Origin of the sequence: Streptomyces sp. NBC_00234, from assembly GCF_036195325.1 — a bacterium.
Taxonomy (GTDB): domain Bacteria; phylum Actinomycetota; class Actinomycetes; order Streptomycetales; family Streptomycetaceae; genus Streptomyces.
The window spans coordinates 5,015,387-5,040,147 of sequence record NZ_CP108101.1 but is presented as its reverse complement, the minus strand read 5'-3'; the positions used below and the strand labels follow the sequence as shown (position 1 = coordinate 5,040,147).

The window sequence follows — 24,761 nt, the reverse complement described above, 5'->3', positions numbered from 1 at the left end:
TCCGTGTGGGCAAGCTCACCAGTGGGGACGGGTCGTACGGCCGTGTCGGTAGTCCCTAAACTCAGCTTGTTTCAAGGAGGGAGTCATCGTGCGCAAGGTGCTCATCGCCAACCGTGGCGAAATCGCTGTCCGCGTTGCTCGGGCTTGCCGGGATGCCGGAATCGCGAGCGTAGCCGTCTACGCCGATCCGGACCGGGACGCTCTGCACGTCCGCGCGGCCGACGAGGCATTCGCTCTGGGCGGTGACACCCCGGCCGCCAGCTATCTGGACATGGCCAAGGTGCTCCAGGCTGCCGAGGACTCGGGGGCGGACGCGATCCACCCGGGTTACGGCTTCCTCTCGGAGAACGCCGAGTTCGCCCAGGCCGTGCTCGACGCGGGCCTGACCTGGATCGGCCCGCCGCCGCAGGCCATCCGCGACCTCGGCGACAAGGTCGCCGCCCGTCACATCGCCCAGCGCGCCGGCGCCCCGCTGGTCGCCGGCACACCCGACCCGGTCTCCGGCTCGGACGAGGTCGTCGACTTCGCCCGCGAGCACGGTCTGCCGATCGCGATCAAGGCCGCCTTCGGCGGCGGCGGGCGCGGCCTGAAGGTCGCCCGCACCCTCGAAGAGGTCCCCGAGCTCTACGACTCGGCCGTCCGCGAGGCCGTCGCCGCCTTCGGGCGCGGCGAGTGCTTCGTCGAGCGCTACCTCGACAAGCCGCGCCACGTCGAGACCCAGTGCCTGGCCGACACCCACGGCAACGTGGTCGTCGTCTCCACCCGTGACTGCTCGCTGCAGCGCCGCCACCAGAAGCTGGTGGAGGAGGCCCCCGCGCCGTTCCTGAGCGAGGCGCAGAACGCCGAGCTGTACGCCGCGTCCAAGGCCATCCTCAAGGAGGCCGGTTACGTCGGCGCGGGCACCGTCGAGTTCCTCGTCGGGACCGACGGCACGATCTCGTTCCTGGAGGTCAACACCCGGCTCCAGGTCGAGCACCCGGTCACCGAAGAGGTCACCGGCATCGACCTGGTGCGCGAGATGTTCCGTATCGCCGACGGCGAGGAGCTCGGTTACGGCGACCCCGCCGTGCGCGGGCACTCCTTCGAGTTCCGGATCAACGGCGAGGACCCGGGCCGCGGCTTCCTGCCCGCCCCCGGCACCGTCACCACCTTCCAGGCGCCCTCGGGTCCCGGTGTCCGTCTGGACGCGGGCGTGGAGTCCGGCAGCGTCATCGGCCCGGCCTGGGACTCGCTCCTGGCGAAGCTGATCGTGACCGGAGCGACGCGTGAGCAGGCGCTCCAGCGTGCCGCCCGCGCCCTGTCGGAGTTCAAGGTCGAGGGCATGGCCACGGCCATCCCCTTCCACCAGGCCGTCGTGGTCGACCCGGCGTTCACCGCGGACCCCTTCCGGGTCCACACCCGGTGGATCGAGACGGAGTTCGTCAACGAGATCAAGCCCTTCGCCCCGGCCGGCGCGGACGCGGACGACGAGGACGGCACCCGCGAGACGATCGTCGTCGAGGTCGGCGGCAAGCGCCTTGAGGTCTCCCTGCCCGTCTCGCTCGGTATGAGCCTGGCCCGTACCGGCCTCGCGGCGGGCGCGAAGCCCAAGCGCCGCGCGGCGAAGAAGGCCGGTTCCGCGGCCTCCGGCGACACCCTCGCCTCGCCCATGCAGGGCACGATCGTCAAGGTCGCGGTCGAGGAGGGCCAGGAGGTCAAGGAGGGCGACCTCGTCGTCGTCCTGGAAGCCATGAAGATGGAGCAGCCGCTCAACGCGCACCGCTCCGGCACGATCAAGGGCCTGGCCGCCGAGGTCGGCGGCTCGGTCTCCTCCGGCGCCATGATCTGCGAGATCAAGGACTGACCCGGTTCAACGGCTCCAGGGCCCCGCAGGCGTCGCACCGACGCCTGCGGGGCCCTCGGGCGTTCGGGGAGGTGCACTTCAGGGGGTGCGCGCGAGGGACGCGGAGGGCACCTCCTGTTACCCGATGGCATCCTGGACCCATGGGCGCGGGCACGCAGAGGTGTGCGCCCGGGAGATGCGGAGGACTGCGCGATGGCGACGAGCACGGCACAGACGCCGGCACGGCCGATGCGCGCCGACGCGCGCCGCAACTACGACCGGCTGCTGGGCGAGGCCCGCATGTCCTTCGCCGAGCACGGCACCGATGCCTCGCTGGAGGACATCGCACGCCGTGCGGGGGTGGGCATCGGCACGCTGTACCGGCACTTCCCGAACCGCCAGGCCCTGATGAACGCGGTCTTCCAGGAGGCCCTGGCCGCCCTCCTCACCCGCTCCCGCGAGCTGGCGGAGGCGGAGCACCCGTGCCGGGCTCTCGTGGAGTGGCTGGGCGCGATCGTCACGCACGCCGGTGAGTACCGGGGCGTGGCCCAGGCGCTCATGTCGGCGTCACGGGACGAGACTTCGGCCCTGGCGCAGTGCAATGTGCCGCTGCGTCAGGCGGGCGCACGGCTGCTCGCCCGGGCGCAGGAGGTCGGCGCCGTGCGGGCGGACGTGTCGATCGACGACCTGATGCAGCTGACCAACGCCATCGCCCTGGCCGCCGAGCAGTCCCCCGACGACCCCGGCCTCGCGGACCGCCTGCTGATGCTGACGCTCCAGGGCCTGAAGGGCCCGAACACGGAGCGGGGCTGATCCGGACGCGCGCCTCAGCGGCGTCGCAGATCCGCCACACGCGCCCGGTCCCCCGGCCCCTGGTCGGCCAGCGCAGCCGCGCTCCGCAACTGCGGTCCCAGTCCTCCGGATCCGCCCCCTTGGGTACGGCGCTGTCCCGGCAGCGGCATGTCGCGCCTGGCCTGGCGGCCGGGCGGAATGCCTTCGCCCGGTCCGGACGACTCCGCGTCGGGACCGGCGATCGTGATCTCCACTCCCTGGTCGGCCAGGGCCTGGAGCTCGGTCGCGGCCCGCTCGTCGTGGACCGGAGGCTCGTCCGTGACGAGCCGGGTGATGAGGTCGGTGGGCACCGTCTGGAACATGGTGTCGGAGCCGAGTTTGGTGTGGTCCGCGAGGACCACCACCTCGGCAGCCGCCTGCACCAGCGCCCGGTCCACGCTCGCGGAGAGCATGTTGGACGTGGACAGCCCGCGTTCGGCGGTGAGGCCGCTCCCGGAGAGGAACGCCCGCGAGACCCGCAGCCCCTGGAGGGACTGTTCGGCCCCGCTGCCCACGAGCGCGTAGTTGCTCCCGCGCAGGGTGCCGCCGGTCATCACCACTTCGACCCGGTTGGCATGCGCCAACGCCTGGGCGACCAGCAGTGAGTTGGTGACGACGGTCAGACCGGGAACGCGCGCGAGCCGGCGGGCCAGCTCCTGCGTGGTCGTTCCGGCGCCGACCACGATGGCCTCGCCCTCGCCGACCAGACCGGCGGCCAGATCGGCGATGGCCGTCTTCTCCGCGGTGGAGAGATGGGATTTTTGCGGAAAGCCGGACTCCCGCGTGAAGCCGCCCGGCAATACCGCACCGCCGTGCCGGCGGTCGAGGAGTCCTTCTGCCTCCAGTGCCCGCACGTCCCGCCGTACGGTCACTTCGGAGGTCTGGACGACGCGGGCGAGCTCACGGAGCGATACCGCCCCGTTGGCGCGCACCATTTCGAGGATCAACTGACGACGTTCTGCAGCGAACACGAAACTGACAGTAACCTGGACGTCCGTTAGTTTTCAGCAGTTTGCGCCGAATTACAGAAGTTGCACATGAATGGGGCCGCCAAGTGATATAGGCGGCCCCGCTGTTGTGACGGAGTCGGACGGGAGCGGTCACAAACGCTCGCCGAGCCCGTCCGGCTTGCCGGGGGTTGCCGGGGATTGCCGGGCTTCCGGCAGGGCCTACGACTCGCCGGTGAGCTTCCGGGTGTGCAACTGCCGCGCCACTTCTGCGATCGATCCGGACAGCGACGGGTACACGGTGAAAGCGTTTGCGATCTGTTCCACCGTCAGGTTGTTGTCGACCGCGATCGAGATCGGGTGGATCAGCTCGCTGGCGCGCGGAGCGACGACACAGCCGCCGACCACGATGCCCGTACCGGGCCGGCAGAAGATCTTGACGAAGCCGTCCCGGATGCCCTGCATCTTGGCGCGCGGGTTGCGCAGCAGCGGCAGCTTCACGACCCGGGCGTCGATCTTGCCCGCGTCGACGTCGGCCTGGCTGTAGCCGACGGTCGCGATCTCGGGGTCGGTGAACACGTTCGAGGAGACCGTCTTCAGGTTCAGCGGGGCCACCGCGTCACCGAGGAAGTGGTACATCGCGATCCGGCCCTGCATCGCGGCGACCGAGGCCAGCGCGAAGATTCCGGTGACGTCACCGGCCGCGTACACGCCGGGGGCGCTGGTGCGGGAGACCCGGTCGGTGAGGATGTGGCCCGACTCCTTGAGCCTGACCCCGGCCTCCTCCAGGCCCATGCCCGCGGTGTTCGGGATCGCGCCGACCGCCATGAGGCAGTGCGAGCCGGAGATGACGCGTCCGTCGGCGAGGGTGACCTCGACCCGGTCGCCCACCCGCTTGGCGGACTGGGCGCGGGAGCGGGCCATGACGTTCATGCCGCGGCGGCGGAAGACGTCCTCCAGGACCGCGGCGGCGTCCGGGTCCTCGCCGGGCAGCACCCGGTCGCGCGAGGAGACGAGCGTGACGCGCGAGCCGAGCGCCTGGTAGGCGCCGGCGAACTCCGCGCCGGTGACACCCGAGCCGACGACGATGAGCTCCTCGGGGAGCTCGTCGAGGTCGTAGACCTGGGTCCAGTTCAGAATGCGCTCCCCGTCGGGGAGCGCGTCCGGGATCTCCCGGGGGTGTCCGCCGGTCGCGACCAGCACGGCGTCGGCGGTCAGCGACTCCTCCGTACCGTCGGCGGCGGTCACGACGACCTGGCGCGAACCGTCGGCGGCCTGGAGGCCCTCCAGCCGGCCGCGTCCGCGCATCACCCGGGCACCCGCGCGGGTGACGGACGCGGTGATGTCGTGGGACTGGGCCAGCGCGAGGCGCTTGACCCGTCGGTTGACCTTGCCGAGGTCCACACCGACCACACGCGCCGCCTGCTCTATGTGCGGCGTGTCGTCGGCGACGATGATGCCCAACTCCTCGTACGAAGAGTCGAAGGTGGTCATCACCTCTGCCGTCGCGATCAGGGTCTTGGAGGGCACGCAGTCGGTGAGTACCGACGCGCCGCCGAGGCCGTCGCAGTCGACGACGGTCACCTCCGCGCCGAGCTGGGCGCCCACCAGTGCCGCCTCGTAGCCGCCGGGGCCGCCGCCGATGATCACGATCCGGGTCACGTAAAGTCCGCCTCGCGTGGTGTCATCCCGCGGCCGTATGCCGCCGCGGCCGGGGTCCGGGGCCGACCCCGGGGGAATGCAGTACGTACTCCATTGTCCCGCACGCGCCAAAGTGCTTCGCCCCGGGGCCCTCCATACGTGGCGGGGCCCGCCGGGACGGGGTCCCGGCGGGGACGAACCGGGGCTTTCCGACGGGGCAGCGCACCAGGGAACCGGCACTCCCCCGGTCACCTCCCGTACCCTCGACCACATGTCGCTCTACGCCGCATACGCCGGCAACCTCGACGCGCGGCTGATGACGCGCCGCGCTCCGCATTCCCCGCTGCGCGGCACCGGCTGGCTCAACGGCTGGCGGCTGACCTTCGGCGGGGAACAGATGGGCTGGGAAGGCGCGCTGGCCACGGTGGTCGAGGCGCCCCGCTCCCAGGTCTTCGTGGCGCTGTACGACATCGCGCCGATGGACGAGGACTCCATGGACCGCTGGGAAGGCGTCGGCCTCGACATCTACCGGCGGATGCGCGTGCGGGTGCACACCCTGGACGGCGAGGAACCGGCCTGGATGTACGTGCTGAACGGGTACGAGGGCGGGCTGCCTTCCGCCCGCTACCTGGGCGAAGTGGCCGACGCCGCCGAATCCGCCGGCGCCCCCCACGACTACGTGATGGAGCTGCGCAAGCGCCCCTGCTGAGCGCCGGCCGCACCTCACTCCTGTACGAAAGTACGAATACGTCCGGACAGGCTCTGCGCATGGTCATCTACGCGCGTAGGGAATCACCGGCTACCCTCATCCGCGTGAACGCATCTGTTATTCCGGACAACATCCAGGGCGACCCGCACGCCGCCGCCGCCGACGCCGCAGCCCGCCTCCGCGAGCTGACCGGCGCCGAGACCCACGACGTCGCCCTGGTGATGGGCTCGGGGTGGGCCCCCGCGGGCGATGCGCTCGGCGCTCCGGAGGCCGAGTTCCCCGTGACCGAGCTCCCCGGGTTCCCCCCGCCGGCGGTCGAGGGACACGGCGGCACGATCCGCTCGTACCGCATCGGTGAGAAGCGCGCCCTGGTCTTCCTCGGCCGCACGCACTACTACGAGGGCCGCGGGGTCGCCGCCGTCGCGCACGGGGTCCGTACCGCCGTCGCCGCGGGCTGCAAGACCATCGTGCTGACGAACGGCTGCGGCGGACTGCGCGAGGGCATGCGCCCCGGCCAGCCCGTGCTGATCAGCGACCACATCAACCTGACGGCGGCGTCCCCGATCATCGGCGCCAACTTCGTCGACCTGACCGACCTGTACTCGCCGCGGCTGCGCGCCCTGTGCAAGGAGATCGACGACACGCTCGAAGAGGGCGTGTACGTGCAGTTCCCCGGCCCGCACTACGAGACCCCTGCCGAGATCAACATGGTCCGGGTCATGGGCGGCGACCTGGTCGGCATGTCCACCGTCCTGGAGGCCATCGCCGCGCGCGAGGCGGGGGCGGAGGTCCTCGGCATCTCGCTCGTGACGAACCTGGCCGCCGGGCTGTCCGGCGAGCCGCTCAACCACGAAGAGGTGCTCCAGGCCGGGCGGGATTCCGCGGTGCGGATGGGATCTTTGCTGGCGCGCGTGCTGGACCGCATCTGAGCGGGCGTCGCGCCTGCGGCGGGCAGTTTCCCCTACCCGCCCCTTCCCGAACCGGGGCTCCGCCCCAGGCCCCGCGCCTCAAACGCCGTCGAGGCTGAGAAGTAAGCCCCTCCGGCGATTGAGGAGCGGGGGTCCGGGGGCAGCGCCCCCCAAACCCACCCCACCCCCGAAAGGCGGACACCGTGGAGCAGGACCTCATTGCGCAGGCCAGGACGTGGCTCGCGGAGGACCCCGACCCCGAGACCCGTGACGAGCTCGCCAAGCTCATCGCAGCCGAGGACCTCGACGAACTCGCTGCACGCTTCGCCGGCACCCTGCAGTTCGGTACGGCCGGGCTGCGCGGGGAGCTCGGGGCCGGGCCCATGCGGATGAACCGGTCCGTGGTCATCCGCGCCGCCGCCGGCCTCGCCGCGTACCTGACCGCGCAGGGACAGGGCGGCGGGCTCGTCGTCATCGGGTACGACGCCCGCTACAAGTCGGCCGACTTCGCCCGGGACACCGCCGCCGTGATGACCGGCGCCGGCCTGCGGGCGGCGGTGCTCCCCCGCCCGCTTCCCACCCCGGTCCTGGCGTACGCCATAAGGCATCTGGGCGCCGTCGCCGGCGTCGAGGTGACCGCCAGCCACAATCCCCCGCGCGACAACGGCTACAAGGTCTACCTCGGCGACGGCTCGCAGATCGTGCCCCCGGCCGACGGAGAGATCGCCGCCGCGATCGCGGCGGTCGGCCCGCTCGACACGGTGCCCCGCCCCGAGGAGGGCTGGGAGCTCCTCGGCGACGAGGTCCTGGACGCCTATCTGGCCCGTACGGACGCGGTGCTCGCCGCCGGCTCCCCGCGCACCGCCCGCATCGTGTACACGGCGATGCACGGCGTCGGTACGTCCGTGCTCACCGCCGCGTTCGCGCGGGCCGGCTTCCCGGAGCCCGTGCTCGTCGCCGAGCAGGCCGAACCCGACCCGGCGTTCCCCACCGTCGCCTTCCCCAACCCGGAAGAGCCCGGCGCCATGGATCTCGCCTTCGCGACCGCGCGCCGCGCCGTTCCCGACCTCGTCGTCGCCAACGACCCCGACGCCGACCGCTGCGCCGTCGCCGTGCCGGACCTGGCCGTCGCGGGCGGCTGGCGGATGCTGCGCGGCGACGAGGTCGGCGCGCTGCTCGCCGCGCATCTGGTCGGCCGCGGCGTCACCGGCACCTTCGCCGAGTCGATCGTGTCGTCCTCGCTGCTCGGCCGGATCGCCGAGAAGGCGGGCCTCGGGTACGAGGAGACGCTGACCGGCTTCAAGTGGATCGCCCGTGTCGACGGACTGCGGTACGGCTACGAGGAGGCGCTGGGCTACTGCGTCGACCCCGACGGCGTACGCGACAAGGACGGCATCACGGCCGCCCTGCTCGTCGCCGAGCTGGCCTCCGAGCTCAAGGAGCGCGGCCGTACGCTCCTCGACCTGCTGGACGACCTCGCCGTCACGCACGGACTGCACGCCACCGACCAGCTGTCGGTCCGTGTGGAGGACCTGACGGTCATCGCGGACGCCATGCGGCGCCTGCGGGAGCAGCCGCCGACCGCCCTGGCGGGCCTCGCCGTGACCTCGGCCGAGGACCTGTCGGAGGGCACGGAGCTGCTGCCGCCGACCGACGGTCTGCGCTACCACCTCACGGGCGCGCGGGTGATCGTCCGCCCGAGCGGCACCGAGCCGAAGCTCAAGTGCTACCTGGAGGTCGTGGTGCCGGTCGCTTCCGCGGACGAGCTGCCCGCGGCGCGCGCCAGGGGCGCGGAACTGCTCGCCGGGATCAAGCGCGACCTGTCGGCGGCCGCGGGCATCTGACGGCGCGGCTCCGGGGGGCGGCCTGACGCTCCCCCGGGGCGCGGGCCGCCCGCCTCAGCCGATCCCGAGGAACACCGCGAGCAGCACCAGGCCCGCGGCGGCCGGGGCGATGACCTCGTACGCCCAGCGGACCGAGGACGTCACGGACACGTCCTTGCGGTGCGCGGCCCCCTCCGCCAGCTCGCGCAGGTCGACCACGGTCTGGTCGGCGGCGGCGATGCGCGACGCGGTGTCGCGGACGTCGGCGTTCACGGAGGACCGGCCGTACGGATCGTCCTGCGACTGCCGCGACGCCTTCCTGGCCGCCCGCTTGCGCTCGCGCAGCGAGACGGGCACGGCCCACAGCTGGTACGTGACGCCGGCCTGGGTGGACAGCTCGGTGGAATAGCCGGCGCGCACGTCGGCGACGTCGGACCAGGGCAGCACGATCGTCCGGAACGGGTTGCGGATACGGATCCGCTCCTCGTTCGCGAACACCGCGGGCCGCACCGTGAACGCCGCGATCAGCGGAATCACGGCGAGCATGCCCGCGAGCGCCTTCCACGGGGTCCACCCCTCGCCGCGGAACAGGGCGTCGCCGCCGATCCAGGCGGTCAGCGCGATCAGCAGCACTCCGCAGACCAGGCCGGTGACCGAACGGAAGGTCCGGTCGGCGTAGACCGGCTCGGGATCAGGCGTGGGGCTCGTCATGTGCCCGATTCTGCCTGACGGCCGTCCGGGTCGGCCGGGCGGCCGTGCCGCGTGCGTGCGGCGCGAGAAGGGGAAGGGCCCCTGTACAGGTCGCTACGCGCGTAGATATGCTCATGTGGTGACCATGCCCACCACTGCACCTGCATTCGCCGACGCGACGGCGTCCGACAGTGCGCTGCGCCGCTTCCTGCACGGGCTGCCCGGCGTCGACCCTGTCGGCCTCGAAGCGCGCGCCGCCTCTCTCGGTACCCGATCGATCAAGACGACTGCCAAGGCGTACGCCATCGATCTCGCCATCTCGATGATCGACCTGACGACGCTGGAAGGCGCGGACACCCCGGGCAAGGTCCGGGCTCTCGCCGCCAAGGCCGTCAACCCCGACCCGACCGACCGCACGACCCCGCGCACCGCCGCGGTCTGCGTCTACCCCGACATGGCGGCGACCGCCGTCGCCGCCGTGGCCGGCTCCGGAGTGAAGGTGGCGTCCGTGGCGACGGCCTTCCCCGCCGGCCGTGCCGCGCTGGCCGTCAAGCTCGCGGACGTCCGCGACGCCGTGGCGGCCGGGGCCGACGAGATCGACATGGTGATCGACCGCGGCGCCTTCCTCTCCGGCCACTACCTGAAGGTGTACGAGGAGATCGTGGCCGTGAAGGCCGAGTGCGGCTCCGCGCGGCTGAAGGTGATCTTCGAGACCGGCGAGCTGTCCACGTACGACAACATCCGCCGGGCCTCCTGGCTCGGGATGCTGGCGGGCGCCGACTTCATCAAGACCTCGACCGGGAAGGTCGCGGTCAACGCGACGCCCGCGAACACCCTGCTGATGCTGGAGGCAGTCCGCGACTTCCGGGAGCAGACTGGAGTACAGGTCGGCGTGAAGCCGGCCGGCGGAATCCGCACCAGCAAGGACGCGATCAAGTTCCTCGTGCTGGTCAACGAGACCGCGGGCGAGGACTGGCTGGACAACCACTGGTTCCGCTTCGGCGCCTCCAGCCTGCTGAACGACCTGCTGATGCAGCGCCAGAAGCTCAGCACCGGCCGTTACTCCGGCCCCGATTACGTGACGGTGGACTGATCCCCATGGCATCTGCATTCGAGTACGCACCGGCTCCGGAGTCCCGCTCCGTCGTCGACATCGCCCCTTCGTACGGGCTGTTCATCGACGGCGAGTTCACCGACGCCGCGGACGGCAAGGTCTTCAAGTCGGTCAGCCCCTCGTCCGAGGAGGTCCTCGCCGAGGTGGCGCAGGCCGGCGCCGAGGACGTCGACAGGGCCGTGAAGGCGGCCCGCAAGGCGTTCGAGAAGTGGTCGGCCCTGCCGGGCTCCGAGCGGGCGAAGTACCTGTTCCGGATCGCCCGGATCATCCAGGAGCGCAGCCGCGAGCTCGCCGTCCTGGAGACCCTGGACAACGGCAAGCCGATCAAGGAGACCCGCGACGCGGACCTCCCCCTCGTCGCCGCGCACTTCTTCTACTACGCGGGCTGGGCCGACAAGCTGGACCACGCGGGCTACGGCGCGAACCCGCGCCCGCTGGGCGTGGCCGGCCAGGTCATCCCGTGGAACTTCCCGCTCCTGATGCTGGCCTGGAAGATCGCCCCGGCGCTCGCCACCGGCAACACGGTGGTCCTGAAGCCCGCCGAGACGACTCCGCTCTCCGCGCTGTTCTTCGCGGACATCTGCCGCCAGGCAGGTCTGCCCAAGGGCGTCGTCAACATCCTCACGGGTTACGGCGACGCGGGCGCCGCCCTCGTCGGCCACCCCGACGTGAACAAGGTCGCCTTCACCGGCTCGACCGCGGTCGGCAAGGCCATCGCCCGCCAGATCGCCGGTACGGACAAGAAGGTCACCCTGGAGCTGGGCGGCAAGGGCGCCAACATCGTCTTCGACGACGCCCCCATCGACCAGGCGGTCGAGGGCATCGTCAACGGCATCTTCTTCAACCAGGGCCAGGTCTGCTGCGCGGGCTCCCGGCTCCTCGTACAGGAGTCGGTCCAGGACGAGGTGCTGGACTCCCTCAAGCGCCGTCTGTCCACGCTCCGTCTCGGCGACCCGCTGGACAAGAACACCGACATCGGCGCGATCAACTCCGAGGAGCAGCTCTCCCGGATCACCTCGCTCGTCGAGACGGGTGAGGCGGAGGGCGCCGAGCGCTGGTCCGCACCCTGCGAACTCCCCTCGTCCGGATACTGGTTCGCCCCGACGCTCTTCACCAACGTGTCGCAGGCGCACACCGTCGCCCGCGACGAGATCTTCGGCCCGGTGCTGTCCGTCCTCACCTTCCGTACCCCGGACGAGGCGGTCGCCAAGGCCAACAACAGCCAGTACGGCCTCTCGGCCGGCATCTGGACGGAGAAGGGCTCCCGCATCCTCGCGGTGGCCAACAAGCTCCGGGCAGGCGTCGTCTGGGCCAACACGTTCAACAAGTTCGACCCGACGTCGCCCTTCGGCGGTTACAAGGAATCGGGCTTCGGCCGCGAAGGCGGCCGTCACGGCCTGGAGGCATACCTCGATGTCTGATGCGACGCGTCTCAGTGTCTTCAAGACCTACAAGCTGTACGTCGGGGGCAAGTTCCCCCGCTCCGAGAGCGGCCGGGTGTACGAGGTGACGGACTCCAAGGGCAGGTGGCTGGCGAACGCGCCGCAGTCCTCCCGCAAGGACGCACGTGACGCGGTCGTGGCCGCCCGCAAGGCGTTCGGCGGCTGGTCGGGCGCGACCGCGTACAACCGCGGCCAGGTCCTCTACCGCGTCGCGGAGATGCTGGAGGGCCGCAAGGACCAGTTCGTACGGGAGGTCGCGGACGCCGAGGGCCTCTCGAAGTCCAAGGCGGCGGCCGTCGTCGACGCGGCGATCGACCGCTGGGTCTGGTACGCGGGCTGGACCGACAAGATCGGCCAGATCGTCGGCGGGGCGAACCCGGTCGCCGGCCCGTTCTTCAACCTCTCCACCCCCGAGCCGACCGGTGTCGTCACGGTCCTGGCACCCCAGAAGTCCTCGTTCCTGGGCCTGGTCTCGGTGATCGCCCCGGTGATCGCCACCGGCAACACGGCCGTGGTCATCACCTCGGCGGCCTCCCCGCTGCCCGCGCTCTCCCTGGGCGAGGTGCTGGCCACCTCCGACCTCCCGGGCGGCGTGGTCAACATCCTGTCCGGGAAGACGGCGGAGCTCGCGGCGCCGCTCGCCTCCCACCAGGACGTCAACGCGATCGATCTCACGGGAGCCGACGCCGCTCTGGCGAAGGAGCTGGAGATCGCGGCGGCGGACAACATGAAGCGCGTCCTGCGCCCACCCGTCGCCCGCCACCGCCCCTCGAACGAGGCGCAGAGCGCCGCCCCTTCCTCTCCTGTGGACACAGATGCCAACGAGCCCGACTGGTCGGCCGACCCCGGCACGCGCCGCCTGACGGCCTTCCTGGAGACGAAGACGGTCTGGCACCCCACGGGCGCCCTGGGAGCCGCAGGCTCCTCGTACTGACCGCCCACGGGCCTGCGGGCCGCCTCCCCCGGGTGACCGGAGGAGGCGGCCCGCAGGCCGTCGTGCCGTCAGCCGGTCAGCAGGTCCGTCGCCTGCCCGACCACGGGCAGGTCGCTCAGCGCGCCGCCGCTGGTCACCGGGTCGGTCACCACGGCCGTGGTCAGCGGCTTGAAGTCGGCGATCTGCGTGCCCACCGCGTTGTCCAGCGGGTCGACGCCCGTCCCGGCCAGCGGGTCGAGCTGGAGATCGGTGATGGGCGCGATGCCGCCCGCGAGCGAGTAGCCGAGCGCCCCGGTCAGCGCCGGGCCCGCGGTGTCGGTGACCGCGCCGAGGGTGCTGTCCGCCTCGGTGGCCGGGGCAGCGGGCAGCGGCGCGGCCTGGGCGGCCGCACCTCCCGCACCGAGCGCCGCGCCCACCGCGGTGACGGTCAGGCCCGCGCGCAGCAGAATGCGGCGCCGGGTGCGTGAAGGTGCAGACAGTGCATGACGAGCCATGATTTTCCCACCTGATCGAGCCGTTTTCGGTAATCGTCCGTGCGCGGAGAGTAGTTGAGGTGTGATGCTCGATACCAACAGGACCTCCGAGGGGTCCCCTGCGCGGGTCAATGCCTCACACTTCTGTTCTGTGAATTCCCAATCGATCCCGACCCGCGTCGTACTGCTCGCGGGCCCCTCCGGCTCAGGAAAGTCCTCCCTGGCCGCCCGCACCGGTCTGCCGGTGCTGCGGCTGGACGACTTCTACAAGGAGGGCAACGACCCGACGCTGCCGCTGGTCACGGACAGCACGGACATCGACTGGGACTCCGCACAGTCCTGGGACGCGGACGCGGCGGTCGCGGCCGTCTCGGAGCTGTGCCGTACCGGGCGTACGGACGTGCCGGTGTACGACATCGCCACGAGCGCGCGCGTCGGCCGCGAGGCGTTCCACATCGAACGCACGCCCCTGTTCGTGGCCGAGGGCATCTTCGCGGCGGACATCGTGGAGCGCTGCCAGGAGCTGGGCCTCCTGGCGGACGCGCTCTGTCTGCGCGGGCGCCCCTCGACGACGTTCCGGCGGCGGCTGCTGCGGGATCTGCGCGAGGGCCGCAAGTCGGTGCCGTTCCTGCTGCGCCGCGGCTGGCGGCTGATGCGGTCCGAGCGACGGATCGTGGCCCGCCAGACGGCGCTGGGCGCGTATCCGTGCGGCAAGGAAGAGGCGCTGGGCCGGCTGGCCGCGGCTGCGGCGGGGCGCTGTCGCCGGACGACCGCGGGCCGCGGGGCCGCGTAACGGCCGGGGTCGGGCGCCCCGGCGTCCGGGCACGCGAAACGGGGCCGGACAGGACCCCCCGGCCTGTCCGACCCCGATGCGCTACCCCCGTACCGCCGCCTCCCCCGAAGCAGCGGCCCGTTCCCCCCGTCCCCCGTTTCCCCCCGTCGCCTCAGGCCACCAGCTCGCCGAAGGACTCCTCCTCGTCACGGCCGAAGCTGAGGACCTCGTCCTCGCGCAGCCGGCGGAGCGACCGCCAGATGCTCGACTTCACCGTGCCGACACTGATGTCGAGGATGGACGCGATCTCCGGGTCGGTGCGGCCCTCGTAGTACCGCAGGACCAGCATCGTGCGCTGGAGTTCGGGCAGCCGCGCGAGCGCCTGCCAGAGCACCGCCCGCAGCTCCGTGCCGCGCATCGCGTCCGTGTCGCCCACCGTCTCCGGCAGCTCCTCGGTCGGGTATTCGTTGAGCTTGCGCCTGCGCCAGGCGCTGATGTGCAGGTTGGTCATGGTGCGCCGCAGATATCCGCCGACCGCCGCCTTGTCACTGATCCTGTCCCACGCCCGGTACGTGGAGAAGAGGGCGCTCTGCAGCAGGTCCTCGGCCTCGTACCGGTCGCCGGTCAGGTGATAGGCGGTTGCGTACAGGGAGGCGCGGCGCTCCTGGACGTAGGCCGTGAACACCGCTGCGGCGTCCTCGGTCTGCGCCGAGGGCTTCCGCTCCCCCGTGACCTCCCCGTACGCACTTCCCCCGTTGCCCCCGAGGGGCGTGTCAACCACCGTCATGTACGACGGATGCTGACGCCCGACGCCGCGAACGCACCCCCGCGCTCCACCGCCGGACTTCTCCGGACCCCGGCCGACGTCGTGGAGACGCGTGACAACTGCGCTCGAGCCGGTGCTGTGCGTTGCGTTCATCTCGCGCCCCCCGTCGGTGGAGTCGGTTGCTTCCATGTGCCAACGAGCTTGCCCGGGCAGTTTCATGGCGCTGTCCCCCGACTGTCACAGACGTGTCACAGGGCCTCTCCCGGGTGTGGCGGAACGGTGAGAGCCGTCCAACTGTCGAACTGAGGCACCACCATGGGCCAGAATGACCCCGTGCCTTTCCTGTTGCTGATCGAGGACGACGACGCCATCCGCACGGCTCTCGAACTCTCGTTGTCACGCCAGGGCCACCGAGTGGCCACTGCGGCGACGGGAGAGGACGGCCTGAACCTGCTGCGAGAGCAGCGGCCGGACCTGGTCGTGCTGGATGTGATGCTGCCCGGGATCGACGGTTTCGAGGTGTGCCGGCGCATCCGCCGCACCGACCAGCTGCCGATCATTCTGCTGACCGCGCGCAGCGACGACATCGACGTCGTGGTGGGACTGGAGTCCGGCGCGGACGACTATGTGGTGAAGCCCGTGCAGGGCCGGGTGCTCGACGCCCGGATCCGCGCGGTGCTACGCCGGGGCGAACGCGAGTCCACGGACTCCGCGACGTTCGGGAACGTGATCATCGACCGCTCCGCGATGACCGTCACCAAGAGCGGTGAGGACCTCCAGCTCACCCCCACCGAGCTCCGGCTGCTGCTGGAACTGAGCCGCCGGCCCGGCCAGGCCCTCTCCAGGCAGCAGCTGCTGCGCCTGGTGTGGGAGCACGACTACCTCGGTGACTCGCGGCTCGTGGACGCCTGTGTCCAGCGGCTGCGCGCGAAGGTGGAGGACGTGCCGTCCTCGCCGACGCTGATCCGTACCGTGCGCGGCGTGGGCTACCGGCTGGACTCGCCTCAGTGAGTGAACCCGCGAAGCGGACCGTGCTCACCGGTCTGCGCTGGACCAGTCTGCGACTGCGGCTCGTCGTCGTGTTCGGGCTGGTCGCGCTGACGGCGGCGGTGTCCGCGTCGGGGATCGCGTACTGGCTCAACCGTGAGGCCGTGCTGACGCGTACCCAGGATTCCGCCCTCGGCGACTTCCGCCGCCAGATGCAGAACCGGGCGGCGACCCTGCCGATACCTCCCACCCGGGACGATCTGCAGAACGCCGCCGTGCAGATGGCGAGCAGCAGTCCCGGTTACAACGTCCTGCTCGTGGACGAGCGCGAGGGCAAGCCGATCGTCGGGTACTCCGACCTGGACTCCTTCACCCGGCAGGACGTGCCGTCCTCGCTGCAGGAGCAGGTGGGCAGGAAGCAGCCCATGACCTCGGGCAACACCTTTGAGTACCACCTGTTCTGGCAGCGCACGAGCATCGGCGGCACGCCGTACCTGGTGGCCGGGACGAAGATCATCGGTGGCGGACCGACCGGGTACATGCTGAAGTCGCTCGACCAGGAGCGCCAGGACCTCAACTCGCTGGCCTGGTCGCTCGGTATCGCCACCGCGCTGGCCCTGGTCGGCTCGGCGCTGCTCGCCCAGGGTGCGGCGACGACCGTGCTGCGCCCGGTGCAGCGGCTGGGCGACGCGGCCCGCAAACTCGGCGAGGGCAAGCTCGACACCCGGCTCGTGGTGTCCGGGACCGATGAACTGGCCGACCTCTCCCGTACGTTCAACAGGACCGCGAGCTCGCTGGAGAAGAAGGTCGCGGACATGAGCGCGCGGGAGGAGTCCAGCCGCCGGTTCGTCGCCGACATGTCGCACGAGCTGCGGACCCCGCTGACCGCGATCACCGCCGTCGCGGAGGTGCTGGAGGACGAGGCCGACAGCCTCGACCCGATGATCGCCCCCGCGGTGCATCTGGTGGTCAGCGAGACCCGACGGCTCAACGACCTGGTGGAGAACCTGATGGAGGTGACCCGCTTCGACGCGGGTACGGCCCGTCTCGTCCTCGACACGGTCGACGTCGCCGACCAGGTCACCGCCTGCATCGACGCCCGGGCCTGGCTGGACGCGGTGGATCTGGACGCCGAGCGCGGCATGATGGTGCGGCTCGATCCGCGCCGGCTCGACGTGATCCTGGCGAATCTCATCGGCAACGCCCTCAAGCACGGCGGTTCGCCGGTACGCGTGGCGGTACGGACCGTCGGCGAGGAACTGGTCATCGAGGTGCGGGACCACGGTCCGGGCATCCCCGAGGACGTCCTGCCGCACGTCTTCGACCGCTTCTACAAGGCGAGCGCCTCCCGGCCCCGGTCCGAGGGCAGTGGGCTCGGCCTGTCGATCGCCATGGAGAACGCACACATCCACGGCGGTGACATCACGGCCGCGAACTCGCCGGACGGTGACGGCGCGGTGTTCGTGCTGCGGCTGCCCCGCGATGCCGAGCGGCTGACCTCCGAGGCCGGGGAGCACGGCGCGGAGGACCGGAACGAGGAGGGCGGCGCGACGTGACGAGCGGCGACCGTGCGTACGGCGCACAGCGCACCGGGCGGACGCGGCGCGCCGGCCGGGTGCTGGCCGTTGTCCTGGCGGGTGTCGCTCTGGCGGCCGGCTGCGGGATCAGGTCGACCTCGGTGCCGGTGGACGCGGGCGCCGCGCCGTCCCGGGTGCCGTGCCGCACGCCCGCCCGGGACGTGACCACGCAGTCCCTGGAGGACATCCAGGTCCAGATCTACCTGGTCTGCGCCTCCCAGCTGGTGACCGTGAGCCGTTCGGTGCGGCTGGACGCGTCGGAGTCCGACCGCATCCGCGTCGCACGGGTGCTGTTGGACGAGCTCCAGAAGGAGCCGGCCACCGACGAGCGGCAGGCCGGGTTCTCCACGGGCGTGCCGGTGGGCCTGCGGGTCACCGAGGGCCGGGAGGGCGATCCGGCGGGCGCACTGCGTCTGAACCAGCAGCCCGAGGACCTGGCGGCCGAGGCCCTGGCACAGCTCGTGTGCACGTACGCGGAGCGCGACACGCTGGCGCCCGGCGGCACGGTCGTCCTCGGCGGCCCCGGGAACTACGCGCCACGCGGCTATCTGTGCACGTCGCAGACGAAGACCCGGCCCGGCGACGTGCCGACGCCCGGAGCACTCGAACTGTCCTGAGGCCGGCCGTGACGTATTCCTGACCACTTCCTGAAACAGGGCGGAACCGATCCTGCCGGTCGTGGCGTCTTGGGGATCGTGCGTCAAGGTTCGGACGGCCAGGCCGTCATCCGCTTCCGCGCGGCGGGGGTACTCCTCCTCCTCGCGCATCTGCTGATCGTCGGGTGGCTGACCCTGCGCCCCCTGGACGTGGCGTGGGTGACCGCCGCGAATTTCCAGCCGCTGGCCGGCATCAAGGCAGACCTGGCTCTCGGCCCGGTCGAGGCCGCGCGCCGGTTCGGCTCGGGGCTGCTGCTGCTGGCGCCGCTCGGGGTACTGCTGCCGATGGCCGGGGGCCGGCTGTTCGTGTCCCCGTGGGCCTCGCTGGCCCGTACCGTCGCGGCCGGGGCACTGATCTCGCTGGCCATCGAGCTGGCGCAGACCGGAGTGCCGGGGCAGGTCGTGGACGTCGACTCGCTGCTGCTGAACACCGCGGGCGTGGCGATCGCGCACCTGGTGGTCGTGCCGGTCTGCCGGGCCCGGCTGCGGCGCGGGCAGCGGGACGGGGCGGTAGGGGAAGCGGTCCGGCTTCGGGACGAGGCGTCTCAGGGCTCGACCCCGACGATTTCCAGGGTCGGCATCGCCCCGTAGAGCGACGCTTCGTACCCCTTCGCGGAGCGACCATGGATACATCGGGAGCACAACAGGAGCTGCTCCCCGTCGGTTCGCGAAGGAGCCCACCATGGCCGCACTTGCCCGCCCCCGTGACGGACGCATGATCGGCGGAGTGTGCGCAGCGCTGGCACGGCGCTTCGGCACCTCCGCGGGGACGATGCGCGTGATCTTCCTCGTCTCGTGCCTGCTCCCCGGCCCCCAGTTCCTGCTCTACCTGGCGCTGTGGCTGCTGCTGCCGTCGGAGAAGACCTCGGCCGCGACGGCCTGGTGACCTGCGGGAGCACGGGGAGAACACGCGTGGGGCGCGCACCCTGACCGGGTGCGCGCCCCACTGCCGTGTACGGGTACCGCTCAGCCGCCGAGGGGCAGGCCGTTCGCCGACACGCCCTTGGTGGGCAGGCCGCCGAGCAGACCGGTGACGGGAGCGGTGACGTCGCCGCCGACGCTCTGCTGGCCCTTGAGGAGCTGTCCGGCCGCGTCCTGCACGGTGGGCAGGCTCTGGCTGACGGCGTCCAGCGCGGTGCCGGCGGGCACGGCCGCGGTCGCGGCGTCGACGGGCAGCGCGGTGGCGGCGGAGGCCGAACCGGCGGCGGCTGCGGCGAAAGCGGCACCGAGAGCGGCGACGCCGAGAGTCCTGGCAGCAGACTGCTTCATGTGAAATTCATCCTTGGGGAAGGGGATGTGAGCGGCTCTGCAACGTAGTCATCCCCTTACCTGTCCCGCAAACATGCGGGGACACGGAAAACGGCCGGGGCGTGACCTGCCCCGGCCGATTTCCGTAGAGCCGACTCAGCCGCTGACGGAGGAAGAACCGCTGGTCGTAGCGGTCTGCCGGAAAAGCCACTCCGACTTCAGCTCCGCATATCCGGGCTTGACGACGTCATTGATCATCGCCAGACGTTCATCGAAAGGAATGAATGCTGATTTCATCGCATTGACGGTGAACCACTGCATGTCGTCGAGCGTGTATCCGAAAGTCTCGGTCAGCCGCTCGAATTCCTGGCTCATGCTCGTACCGCTCATCAACCGGTTGTCCGTATTCACGGTGGCGCGGAAATGCAGCTTGCGGAGCAGGCCGATGGGGTGCTCGGCGTAGGACTCCGCCGCGCCGGTCTGGAGGTTGGACGTGGGGCAGAGCTCCAGCGGGATGCGCTTGTCGCGCACGTAGGACGCCAGGCGGCCGAGGGTCACGCTGCCGTCGTCGGCGATCTCGATGTCGTCGATGATGCGGACCCCGTGGCCGAGCCGGTCGGCGCCGCACCACTGGAGGGCCTGCCAGATCGACGGCAGGCCGAACGCCTCGCCCGCGTGGATCGTGAAGTGGTTGTTCTCGCGCTTGAGGTACTCGAACGCGTCGAGGTGGCGGGTGGGAGGGAAGCCCGCCTCGGCGCCCGCGATGTCGAAGCCGACGACGCCGAGGTCCCGGTAGCGGTTGGCCAGTTCGGCGATCTCCAGGGCGCGGGCGGCGTGCCGCATGGCGGTGAGGAGGGCGCCGACGCGGATGCGGTGGCCGTTGGCGCGGGCGCGGTTCTCGCCCTCGCGGAAGCCCTCGTTGACCGCCTCGACGACCTCTTCGAGGGTCAGACCGCCTTCCAGGTGCTGCTCGGGGGCGTACCGCACCTCCGCGTAGACGACGCCGTCCTCGGCGAGGTCCTCGGCGCACTCGGCCGCCACCCGGATCAGCGCCTCGCGGGTCTGCATGACGGCGCAGGTGTGGGCGAACGTCTCCAGATAGCGCTCCAGCGAGCCGGAGTCGGCCGCTTCGCGGAACCAGATGCCCAGCTTGTCGGGCTCCGTCTCCGGCAGGGCGTCGTAGCCCTGCGCGAGGGCCAGATCGACGATCGTGCCGGGGCGCAGGCCGCCGTCGAGGTGGTCGTGGAGCAGCACCTTGGGCGCACGCCTGATCTGCTCGGAACTGGGAACGTTGGGGGTCTGGCTCGTCATCTGGGCACTCTAGCGCCTACGCGCGTAGAGCGCTGGGCGCCGATGCGTAACAGTGACCGCGAAGTCGGGTGGAGTACACCTGTCCTTCTGACACTGTTCTGTCATGGCACAGCGCGCACTTCCCCTGCCTGCTGCGAGGCTGGGACGGGCCGTCCTCACGGCCGGAGCACCACCCGAGGTCAGCGGCGTCGCCCTGCTGCTCCCGGACGGAGAAGCGGATTCGCACCGCAGGCCGTCCTCCTTGTCGTACGCGTTCCAGCTGCCGTTCGCCCGGCATCTGGCCCGCGCGGGCCGGCCGGACGGGCTCGCGGTGCATGTCGTGCGGTACCGCTGGCGCGGCTGGAACGCCACGGACGCGGATCTGGCGGCCGACGCCGAGTGGGCGGCGGACGAGGTCGTACGCCGCTACGGCGACGTACCCGTCTGTCTGACCGGGCACGGCATGGGCGGTCGGGCCGCGCTGCGGGCCGCCGGGCACGACGCGGTCACCTCGGTACTGGCGATGGCCCCCTGGCTGCCCGACGGCACCGCCGACGAGGCGGAGCCCGTACGGCAGTTGGCGGGGCGGCGGGTGCTGATCGTGCACGGCACCAACGACGAACGGATCGATCCGGAGCTGTCGTTCCGGCTGGCCGAGCGGGCGAAGAAGTCCAACCGGGACGTCTGCCGGTTCGAGGTCCACTCGGACGGGCACGCGCTGCGCCAGCACCGGGCCGAAGTGGTGGCGCTGGCCGCCGACTTCGTGTGCGGTTCGCTGTTCGCCCGGTCCTACGCCCGCCCGGTCGCCGACGCCCTGGCGGCGCCGCCGCCGCTGGGTCTGCGGATGCCGCTGGCGGCGGGGTTCGGGCGGTCGCTGCGGCACTAGGGTCTCGAAGCACCGCCGGTCGGACGAGACTTCGCGGACACGACCCAGGTCTCGTCAGTCCGGGAGCAGGTGCCCCCGGCGGGACAGCAGGAAGTGCTTGAAGGCCGCGACCGGCGGGGTGTCCGGATGGCCGTCCAGCCAGGCGACACCGATCTCGCGGGCCGCCCTCGGCGCCGTGACCGTCAGCTCGACGACTCCCGGGCGCGCCACCGCGGGCGGCGGCAGCAGCGCGACGCCCAGACCCGCGGCGACCAGACCCCGCAGCGTCTCCGCCTCCTCGCCCTCGAACGCGATCCGGGGGGTGAAGCCCGCCTCCGCGCAGAGGTCGTCGGTGATCCGCCGCAGGCCGTAGCCCGGTTCGAGGGTGACGAAGGTTTCGTCGGCGGCCTCCGCGAGCCGCACCCGGCGGCGGGAGGCGAGCCGGTGGTCGTCCGGGACGACCAGGCGCAGCCGCTGTTCGTCGAGGCGGCGGGCGACCAGGTCCGGGGCGTCGGGGACCGGCGAGGTGAGGCAGAGGTCGAGGCCGCCCGAGCGGAGGCGTTCGATCATCGCCTCGCCGTAGTTCTGGACCAGTTGGAAGCGGACCCGCGGGTGGTCGACGCGGAAGGCGCGGATGAGCGCGGGCACGGTCTCGGACCCCATGGTGTGCAGGAAGCCGAAGGCGACCTTGCCCGCGGTCGGGTCGGCGTCCGCCCGCACGGAGTCGGCCGCCTTCTCCACCTCGGTGAGCGCGCGGTCGGCCGAGGCCAGGAACGTCCGGCCGGCCGGGGTGAGCGAGACCGTACGGCCCTTGCGGGCGAACAGGGCGACACCCAGGTCCTGTTCCAGCCTGACCATGGCCCGCGAGAGCGTGGACTGCGGGACGCCCAGCTCGTGCGCGGCGCGGGTGACGTGCTCGTGGCGGGCGACCGCCTCGAAGTACGCGAGGCGTGGCGCGAGCACGGCGCGAATGTCTTCTTCGTAACTACTCGGTGACAGCCGGGGCTGTGGCCTGCGTTCATGCACCATGGGAACGATTATGACGAGTTCGTGCATTGGACGCATGAAACCTGGCGGCCTACTTTCGACCTATGCCTCCTGCCAGTACCAAGGCGTCCATCCGAACGGTGGACGCCCCCGCACCTTCTTCCTCTCCCGCCTCCGCCCAGCGGCTGGAACCCGGCCGCCCCGGCTATCGCCGGATGAGCTTCGCGCTCTTCGCCGCCGGAGTGGCGACCTTCGCACTCCTCTACTCCACCCAGGCGCTGCTGCCCGCCGTCTCCGAGTCGTTCGGCGCCACGGCGGGTCAGGCGAGCTGGACGGTCTCCGCGGCGACCGGCGCGCTGGCGCTGTGCGTACTGCCGCTGAGCGCCCTCTCCGAGCGCTTCGGGCGGCGGCAGATGATGACCGCCTCGCTGACGGTGGCCGTACTGGTGGGACTGCTCGTGCCCTTCGCCCCGTCCCTCGGCTGGCTGATCGCGCTGCGTGCCGTCCAGGGCGCCGCGCTCGCCGGGCTGCCGGCGTCCGCGATGGCGTATCTGGCGGAGGAGGTGCGGCCCAAGGCGCTGGTCGCCGCGATCGGTCTGTTCGTGGCGGGCAACAGCATCGGCGGCATGAGCGGCCGTATCCTCACCGGCTGGGTGGCCCAGCTGTGGGGCTGGCGGGCGGCGCTCGGCGCGGTCGGGCTGCTCGCCGTGGTCTGCGCGGCCGTCTTCCACTTCATGATTCCGAAGGCCCGCAACTTCACGCCCGGTTCGCTCAACCCGAAGGCCCTCGCCAGGACCGTCGGCACGCACCTGGCGGATCCGCTGCTGCGGCGGCTGTACGCGATCGGCGCCCTGTTCATGACGGTGTTCGGCGCGGTGTACACGGTGATCGGCTACCGGCTGGTCGAGGCCCCGTTCAACCTCCCGCAGGGCATCGTCGGCTCGATCTTCCTCGTCTATCTGGTCGGTACGGTCTCCTCCGCCGCGGCCGGCACGCTGGTGGCCCGGCTCGGCCGCCGGGGCGCGCTCTACCTGGCGGTCTCCACCACGGCCGCCGGTCTGCTGCTCTCGCTGGCCGACCAACTGGCGGCGGTCCTCCTCGGACTGGTCCTGATCACGGCGGGCTTCTTCGCCGGCCACGCGGTCGCCTCCTCCTCGGTGAGCCGCACGGCGACGACGGGCCGCGCCCAGGCTTCGGCGCTCTACCAGTCCGCGTACTACCTGGGCTCCAGCGCGGGCGGCACGCTCGGCGCGGTCGCCTTCCACGCCGGGGGCTGGGCGGGCACCGTGGCGCTGGGACTGTTCGCGGTCCTCGGCGTCGTATCGATCACGCTGTACGGGACACGGGTGGCCAGGACCGAACGCCTCCGGGCCCTACCGGCGGTCGCGGTACACAACTGAGACCTTCGCACGCACAACCGGCACTCCCCTTCGCGCGTCTAGCAGGCGGTATCAACGCACTGCGCGCGAAGGGGAGTTGGCGCACATGGGAGTCATAGGAGATATCCGGGGCGTACGGATACGACGGAGCGTCGCCCTGTCCGTCGCGGGTCTGATGGCAGCACCCGCCCTCGTTCTGGGCACGGGCACGACCGCGCAGGCGGCGTCCTGCACGACCTCCACCGGGCCGTACCAGAAGAAGGTCGAGAAGTTCCTGGGCCGCCCGGTCGACGGCAGGCAGTCCCCCACCGACTGCAAGGCCACCCGCGCCTTCCAGGCGAAGCACGGCATCACACCCACGATCGGGTACGCGGGGCCGATCACCTGGCGCACGATGAACACCATGCTCGCCCAGAAGGCGGCCGGGAAGAACCCCAACAAGACGAAGAAGTGCCCCACGAACAAGGGGCGCATCGCGTGCGTGGACCTGACCAGGCAGCTCAGCTGGATCCAGGACGGCTCGAAGCTGAAGTACGGCCCGGTGCCGGTCCGGACGGGGCGCAACGGCGCGGAGACGCGTACCGGTGCGAAGAAGATCTACTGGCGCAGCCTCAAGCACTGGTCGACGCTCTACGACGTGTGGATGCCGTACTCCCAGTTCTTCGACGGCGGCATCGCGTTCCACTCCGTCACCAAGAGCATGTACAACCCGCCCGGCTCGGGGGGCTGCGTCAACATGCGGAGCAAGGACGCGAAGGCATACTGGAATCTGCTGCGCAACGGCGACGACGTCTACGTGTACGGACGCAAGCCCGGAACGTGAGCGGCTTCCGCTCTTCCCGCCCGATTGTCAGTGGCCTGCGGTAGCTTCCACAGTGCTGAGTGAGTGGTGTCACAGCG

Annotated in this window: 25 protein-coding genes; 17 read left to right on the top strand and 8 right to left on the bottom strand. The window is 71.3% G+C overall.

The annotated features are described in order from the left end of the window. Window positions 1-88 precede the first annotated feature (88 nt). Both OG230_RS22365 and OG230_RS22360 read left to right on the top strand, forming a co-directional pair. A complete protein-coding gene (locus tag OG230_RS22365; protein ID WP_328905487.1) occupies window positions 89-1,843 on the top strand; it encodes an acetyl/propionyl/methylcrotonyl-CoA carboxylase subunit alpha in 1,755 nt (584 codons plus the stop codon). A gap of 192 nt (window positions 1,844-2,035) precedes the next feature. Further along, a complete protein-coding gene (locus OG230_RS22360) occupies window positions 2,036-2,635 on the top strand; it encodes a TetR/AcrR family transcriptional regulator (RefSeq protein ID WP_328905486.1) in 600 nt (199 codons plus the stop codon). Between the two features lie 14 nt (window positions 2,636-2,649). On the opposite strand, the gene OG230_RS22355 is transcribed toward OG230_RS22360, so the two are convergent. Both OG230_RS22355 and OG230_RS22350 read right to left on the bottom strand, forming a co-directional pair. Further along, window positions 2,650-3,624, bottom strand: coding sequence for a DeoR/GlpR family DNA-binding transcription regulator (locus OG230_RS22355; protein WP_328905485.1), 975 nt, complete (start codon window positions 3,622-3,624; stop codon window positions 2,650-2,652). A 198-nt stretch (window positions 3,625-3,822) separates the two neighbouring features. Next, window positions 3,823-5,262 (bottom strand): NAD(P)H-quinone dehydrogenase, encoded by a 1,440-nt coding sequence (locus OG230_RS22350; protein ID WP_328905484.1) that lies wholly within the window; start codon window positions 5,260-5,262, stop codon window positions 3,823-3,825. 250 nt (window positions 5,263-5,512) lie between these two features. Between OG230_RS22350 and OG230_RS22345 the strand changes: the two genes are divergently transcribed. The 3 genes from OG230_RS22345 (at window position 5,513) to OG230_RS22335 (ending at window position 8,702) form a co-directional block, all read left to right on the top strand. After that, the gene (locus OG230_RS22345) at window positions 5,513-5,950 is read left to right on the top strand and encodes a gamma-glutamylcyclotransferase (RefSeq protein ID WP_328905483.1); all 438 of its coding nucleotides are present in this window, start codon (window positions 5,513-5,515) and stop codon (window positions 5,948-5,950) included. Between the two features lie 104 nt (window positions 5,951-6,054). After that, a complete protein-coding gene (locus OG230_RS22340) occupies window positions 6,055-6,879 on the top strand; it encodes a purine-nucleoside phosphorylase (protein ID WP_328905482.1) in 825 nt (274 codons plus the stop codon). Between the two features lie 182 nt (window positions 6,880-7,061). Next, window positions 7,062-8,702, top strand: a complete 1,641-nt coding sequence (locus tag OG230_RS22335; protein WP_328905481.1) for a phospho-sugar mutase — start codon at window positions 7,062-7,064, stop codon at window positions 8,700-8,702. A 54-nt stretch (window positions 8,703-8,756) separates the two neighbouring features. Here the strand turns inward: OG230_RS22335 and OG230_RS22330 are convergent, their stop codons facing one another. Next, entirely contained in the window at window positions 8,757-9,392 is a 636-nt protein-coding gene (locus OG230_RS22330) for a PH domain-containing protein (protein ID WP_328905480.1), read from the bottom strand. Between the two features lie 124 nt (window positions 9,393-9,516). Here OG230_RS22330 and deoC point away from each other — a divergent pair, with 124 nt between their 5' ends. Genes deoC through OG230_RS22315 form a run of 3 tightly spaced genes read left to right on the top strand, consistent with a single transcriptional unit; the run spans window position 9,517 to window position 12,861 of the window. Beyond that, window positions 9,517-10,464, top strand: a complete 948-nt coding sequence (gene deoC / locus OG230_RS22325) for a deoxyribose-phosphate aldolase (RefSeq protein WP_328905479.1) — start codon at window positions 9,517-9,519, stop codon at window positions 10,462-10,464. Between the two features lie 5 nt (window positions 10,465-10,469). After that, entirely contained in the window at window positions 10,470-11,906 is a 1,437-nt protein-coding gene (locus OG230_RS22320; RefSeq protein ID WP_328905478.1) for an aldehyde dehydrogenase family protein, read from the top strand. Further along, entirely contained in the window at window positions 11,899-12,861 is a 963-nt protein-coding gene (locus OG230_RS22315) for an aldehyde dehydrogenase family protein (protein ID WP_328905477.1), read from the top strand. Before OG230_RS22320 ends, OG230_RS22315 begins: the two co-directional genes overlap by 8 nt. A gap of 68 nt (window positions 12,862-12,929) precedes the next feature. On the opposite strand, the gene OG230_RS22310 is transcribed toward OG230_RS22315, so the two are convergent. Further along, window positions 12,930-13,355, bottom strand: coding sequence for a hypothetical protein (locus OG230_RS22310; RefSeq protein ID WP_328905476.1), 426 nt, complete (start codon window positions 13,353-13,355; stop codon window positions 12,930-12,932). Between the two features lie 64 nt (window positions 13,356-13,419). Here OG230_RS22310 and OG230_RS22305 point away from each other — a divergent pair, with 64 nt between their 5' ends. Beyond that, window positions 13,420-14,127: a uridine kinase gene (locus tag OG230_RS22305; protein ID WP_328905475.1), complete on the top strand. Its 708-nt coding sequence runs from the start codon at window positions 13,420-13,422 to the stop codon at window positions 14,125-14,127. 151 nt (window positions 14,128-14,278) lie between these two features. On the opposite strand, the gene OG230_RS22300 is transcribed toward OG230_RS22305, so the two are convergent. Then, window positions 14,279-15,025: a SigE family RNA polymerase sigma factor gene (locus OG230_RS22300; RefSeq protein ID WP_328905474.1), complete on the bottom strand. Its 747-nt coding sequence runs from the start codon at window positions 15,023-15,025 to the stop codon at window positions 14,279-14,281. Between the two features lie 180 nt (window positions 15,026-15,205). On the opposite strand from OG230_RS22300, the gene afsQ1 reads away from it, so the two are divergent. From afsQ1 to OG230_RS22275, 5 genes are all read left to right on the top strand, one after another. Further along, a complete protein-coding gene (gene afsQ1 / locus OG230_RS22295; RefSeq protein ID WP_328905473.1) occupies window positions 15,206-15,883 on the top strand; it encodes a two-component system response regulator AfsQ1 in 678 nt (225 codons plus the stop codon). Next, window positions 15,880-17,415 carry a HAMP domain-containing sensor histidine kinase gene (locus tag OG230_RS22290; protein WP_328905472.1) on the top strand — a complete coding sequence of 512 codons (1,536 nt, stop codon included), beginning with the start codon at window positions 15,880-15,882 and terminating at the stop codon, window positions 17,413-17,415. Before afsQ1 ends, OG230_RS22290 begins: the two co-directional genes overlap by 4 nt. After that, entirely contained in the window at window positions 17,412-18,053 is a 642-nt protein-coding gene (locus OG230_RS22285; RefSeq protein ID WP_443051351.1) for a hypothetical protein, read from the top strand. Before OG230_RS22290 ends, OG230_RS22285 begins: the two co-directional genes overlap by 4 nt. 78 nt (window positions 18,054-18,131) lie before the next feature. Continuing rightward, entirely contained in the window at window positions 18,132-18,683 is a 552-nt protein-coding gene (locus OG230_RS22280; protein WP_328905471.1) for a VanZ family protein, read from the top strand. 91 nt (window positions 18,684-18,774) lie between these two features. Next, on the top strand, window positions 18,775-18,978 hold the full coding sequence (locus tag OG230_RS22275) for a PspC domain-containing protein (RefSeq protein ID WP_328905470.1): 204 nt from the start codon (window positions 18,775-18,777) through the stop codon (window positions 18,976-18,978). Between the two features lie 80 nt (window positions 18,979-19,058). Here the strand turns inward: OG230_RS22275 and OG230_RS22270 are convergent, their stop codons facing one another. Together OG230_RS22270 and OG230_RS22265 are read right to left on the bottom strand one after the other, a co-directional pair. Further along, a complete protein-coding gene (locus tag OG230_RS22270; RefSeq protein WP_328905469.1) occupies window positions 19,059-19,361 on the bottom strand; it encodes a hypothetical protein in 303 nt (100 codons plus the stop codon). A 135-nt stretch (window positions 19,362-19,496) separates the two neighbouring features. Then, the gene (locus tag OG230_RS22265; RefSeq protein WP_328905468.1) at window positions 19,497-20,651 is read right to left on the bottom strand and encodes an adenosine deaminase; all 1,155 of its coding nucleotides are present in this window, start codon (window positions 20,649-20,651) and stop codon (window positions 19,497-19,499) included. A 103-nt stretch (window positions 20,652-20,754) separates the two neighbouring features. Here OG230_RS22265 and OG230_RS22260 point away from each other — a divergent pair, with 103 nt between their 5' ends. Further along, window positions 20,755-21,516, top strand: coding sequence for a dienelactone hydrolase family protein (locus tag OG230_RS22260; protein ID WP_328905467.1), 762 nt, complete (start codon window positions 20,755-20,757; stop codon window positions 21,514-21,516). 54 nt (window positions 21,517-21,570) lie between these two features. On the opposite strand, the gene OG230_RS22255 is transcribed toward OG230_RS22260, so the two are convergent. Next, on the bottom strand, window positions 21,571-22,524 hold the full coding sequence (locus OG230_RS22255) for a LysR family transcriptional regulator (RefSeq protein WP_328905466.1): 954 nt from the start codon (window positions 22,522-22,524) through the stop codon (window positions 21,571-21,573). A gap of 62 nt (window positions 22,525-22,586) precedes the next feature. On the opposite strand from OG230_RS22255, the gene OG230_RS22250 reads away from it, so the two are divergent. Both OG230_RS22250 and OG230_RS22245 read left to right on the top strand, forming a co-directional pair. Continuing rightward, window positions 22,587-23,882: an MFS transporter gene (locus OG230_RS22250; RefSeq protein ID WP_328905465.1), complete on the top strand. Its 1,296-nt coding sequence runs from the start codon at window positions 22,587-22,589 to the stop codon at window positions 23,880-23,882. Between the two features lie 85 nt (window positions 23,883-23,967). Continuing rightward, entirely contained in the window at window positions 23,968-24,684 is a 717-nt protein-coding gene (locus OG230_RS22245; RefSeq protein WP_328905464.1) for a L,D-transpeptidase family protein, read from the top strand. Window positions 24,685-24,761 lie beyond the last annotated feature (77 nt).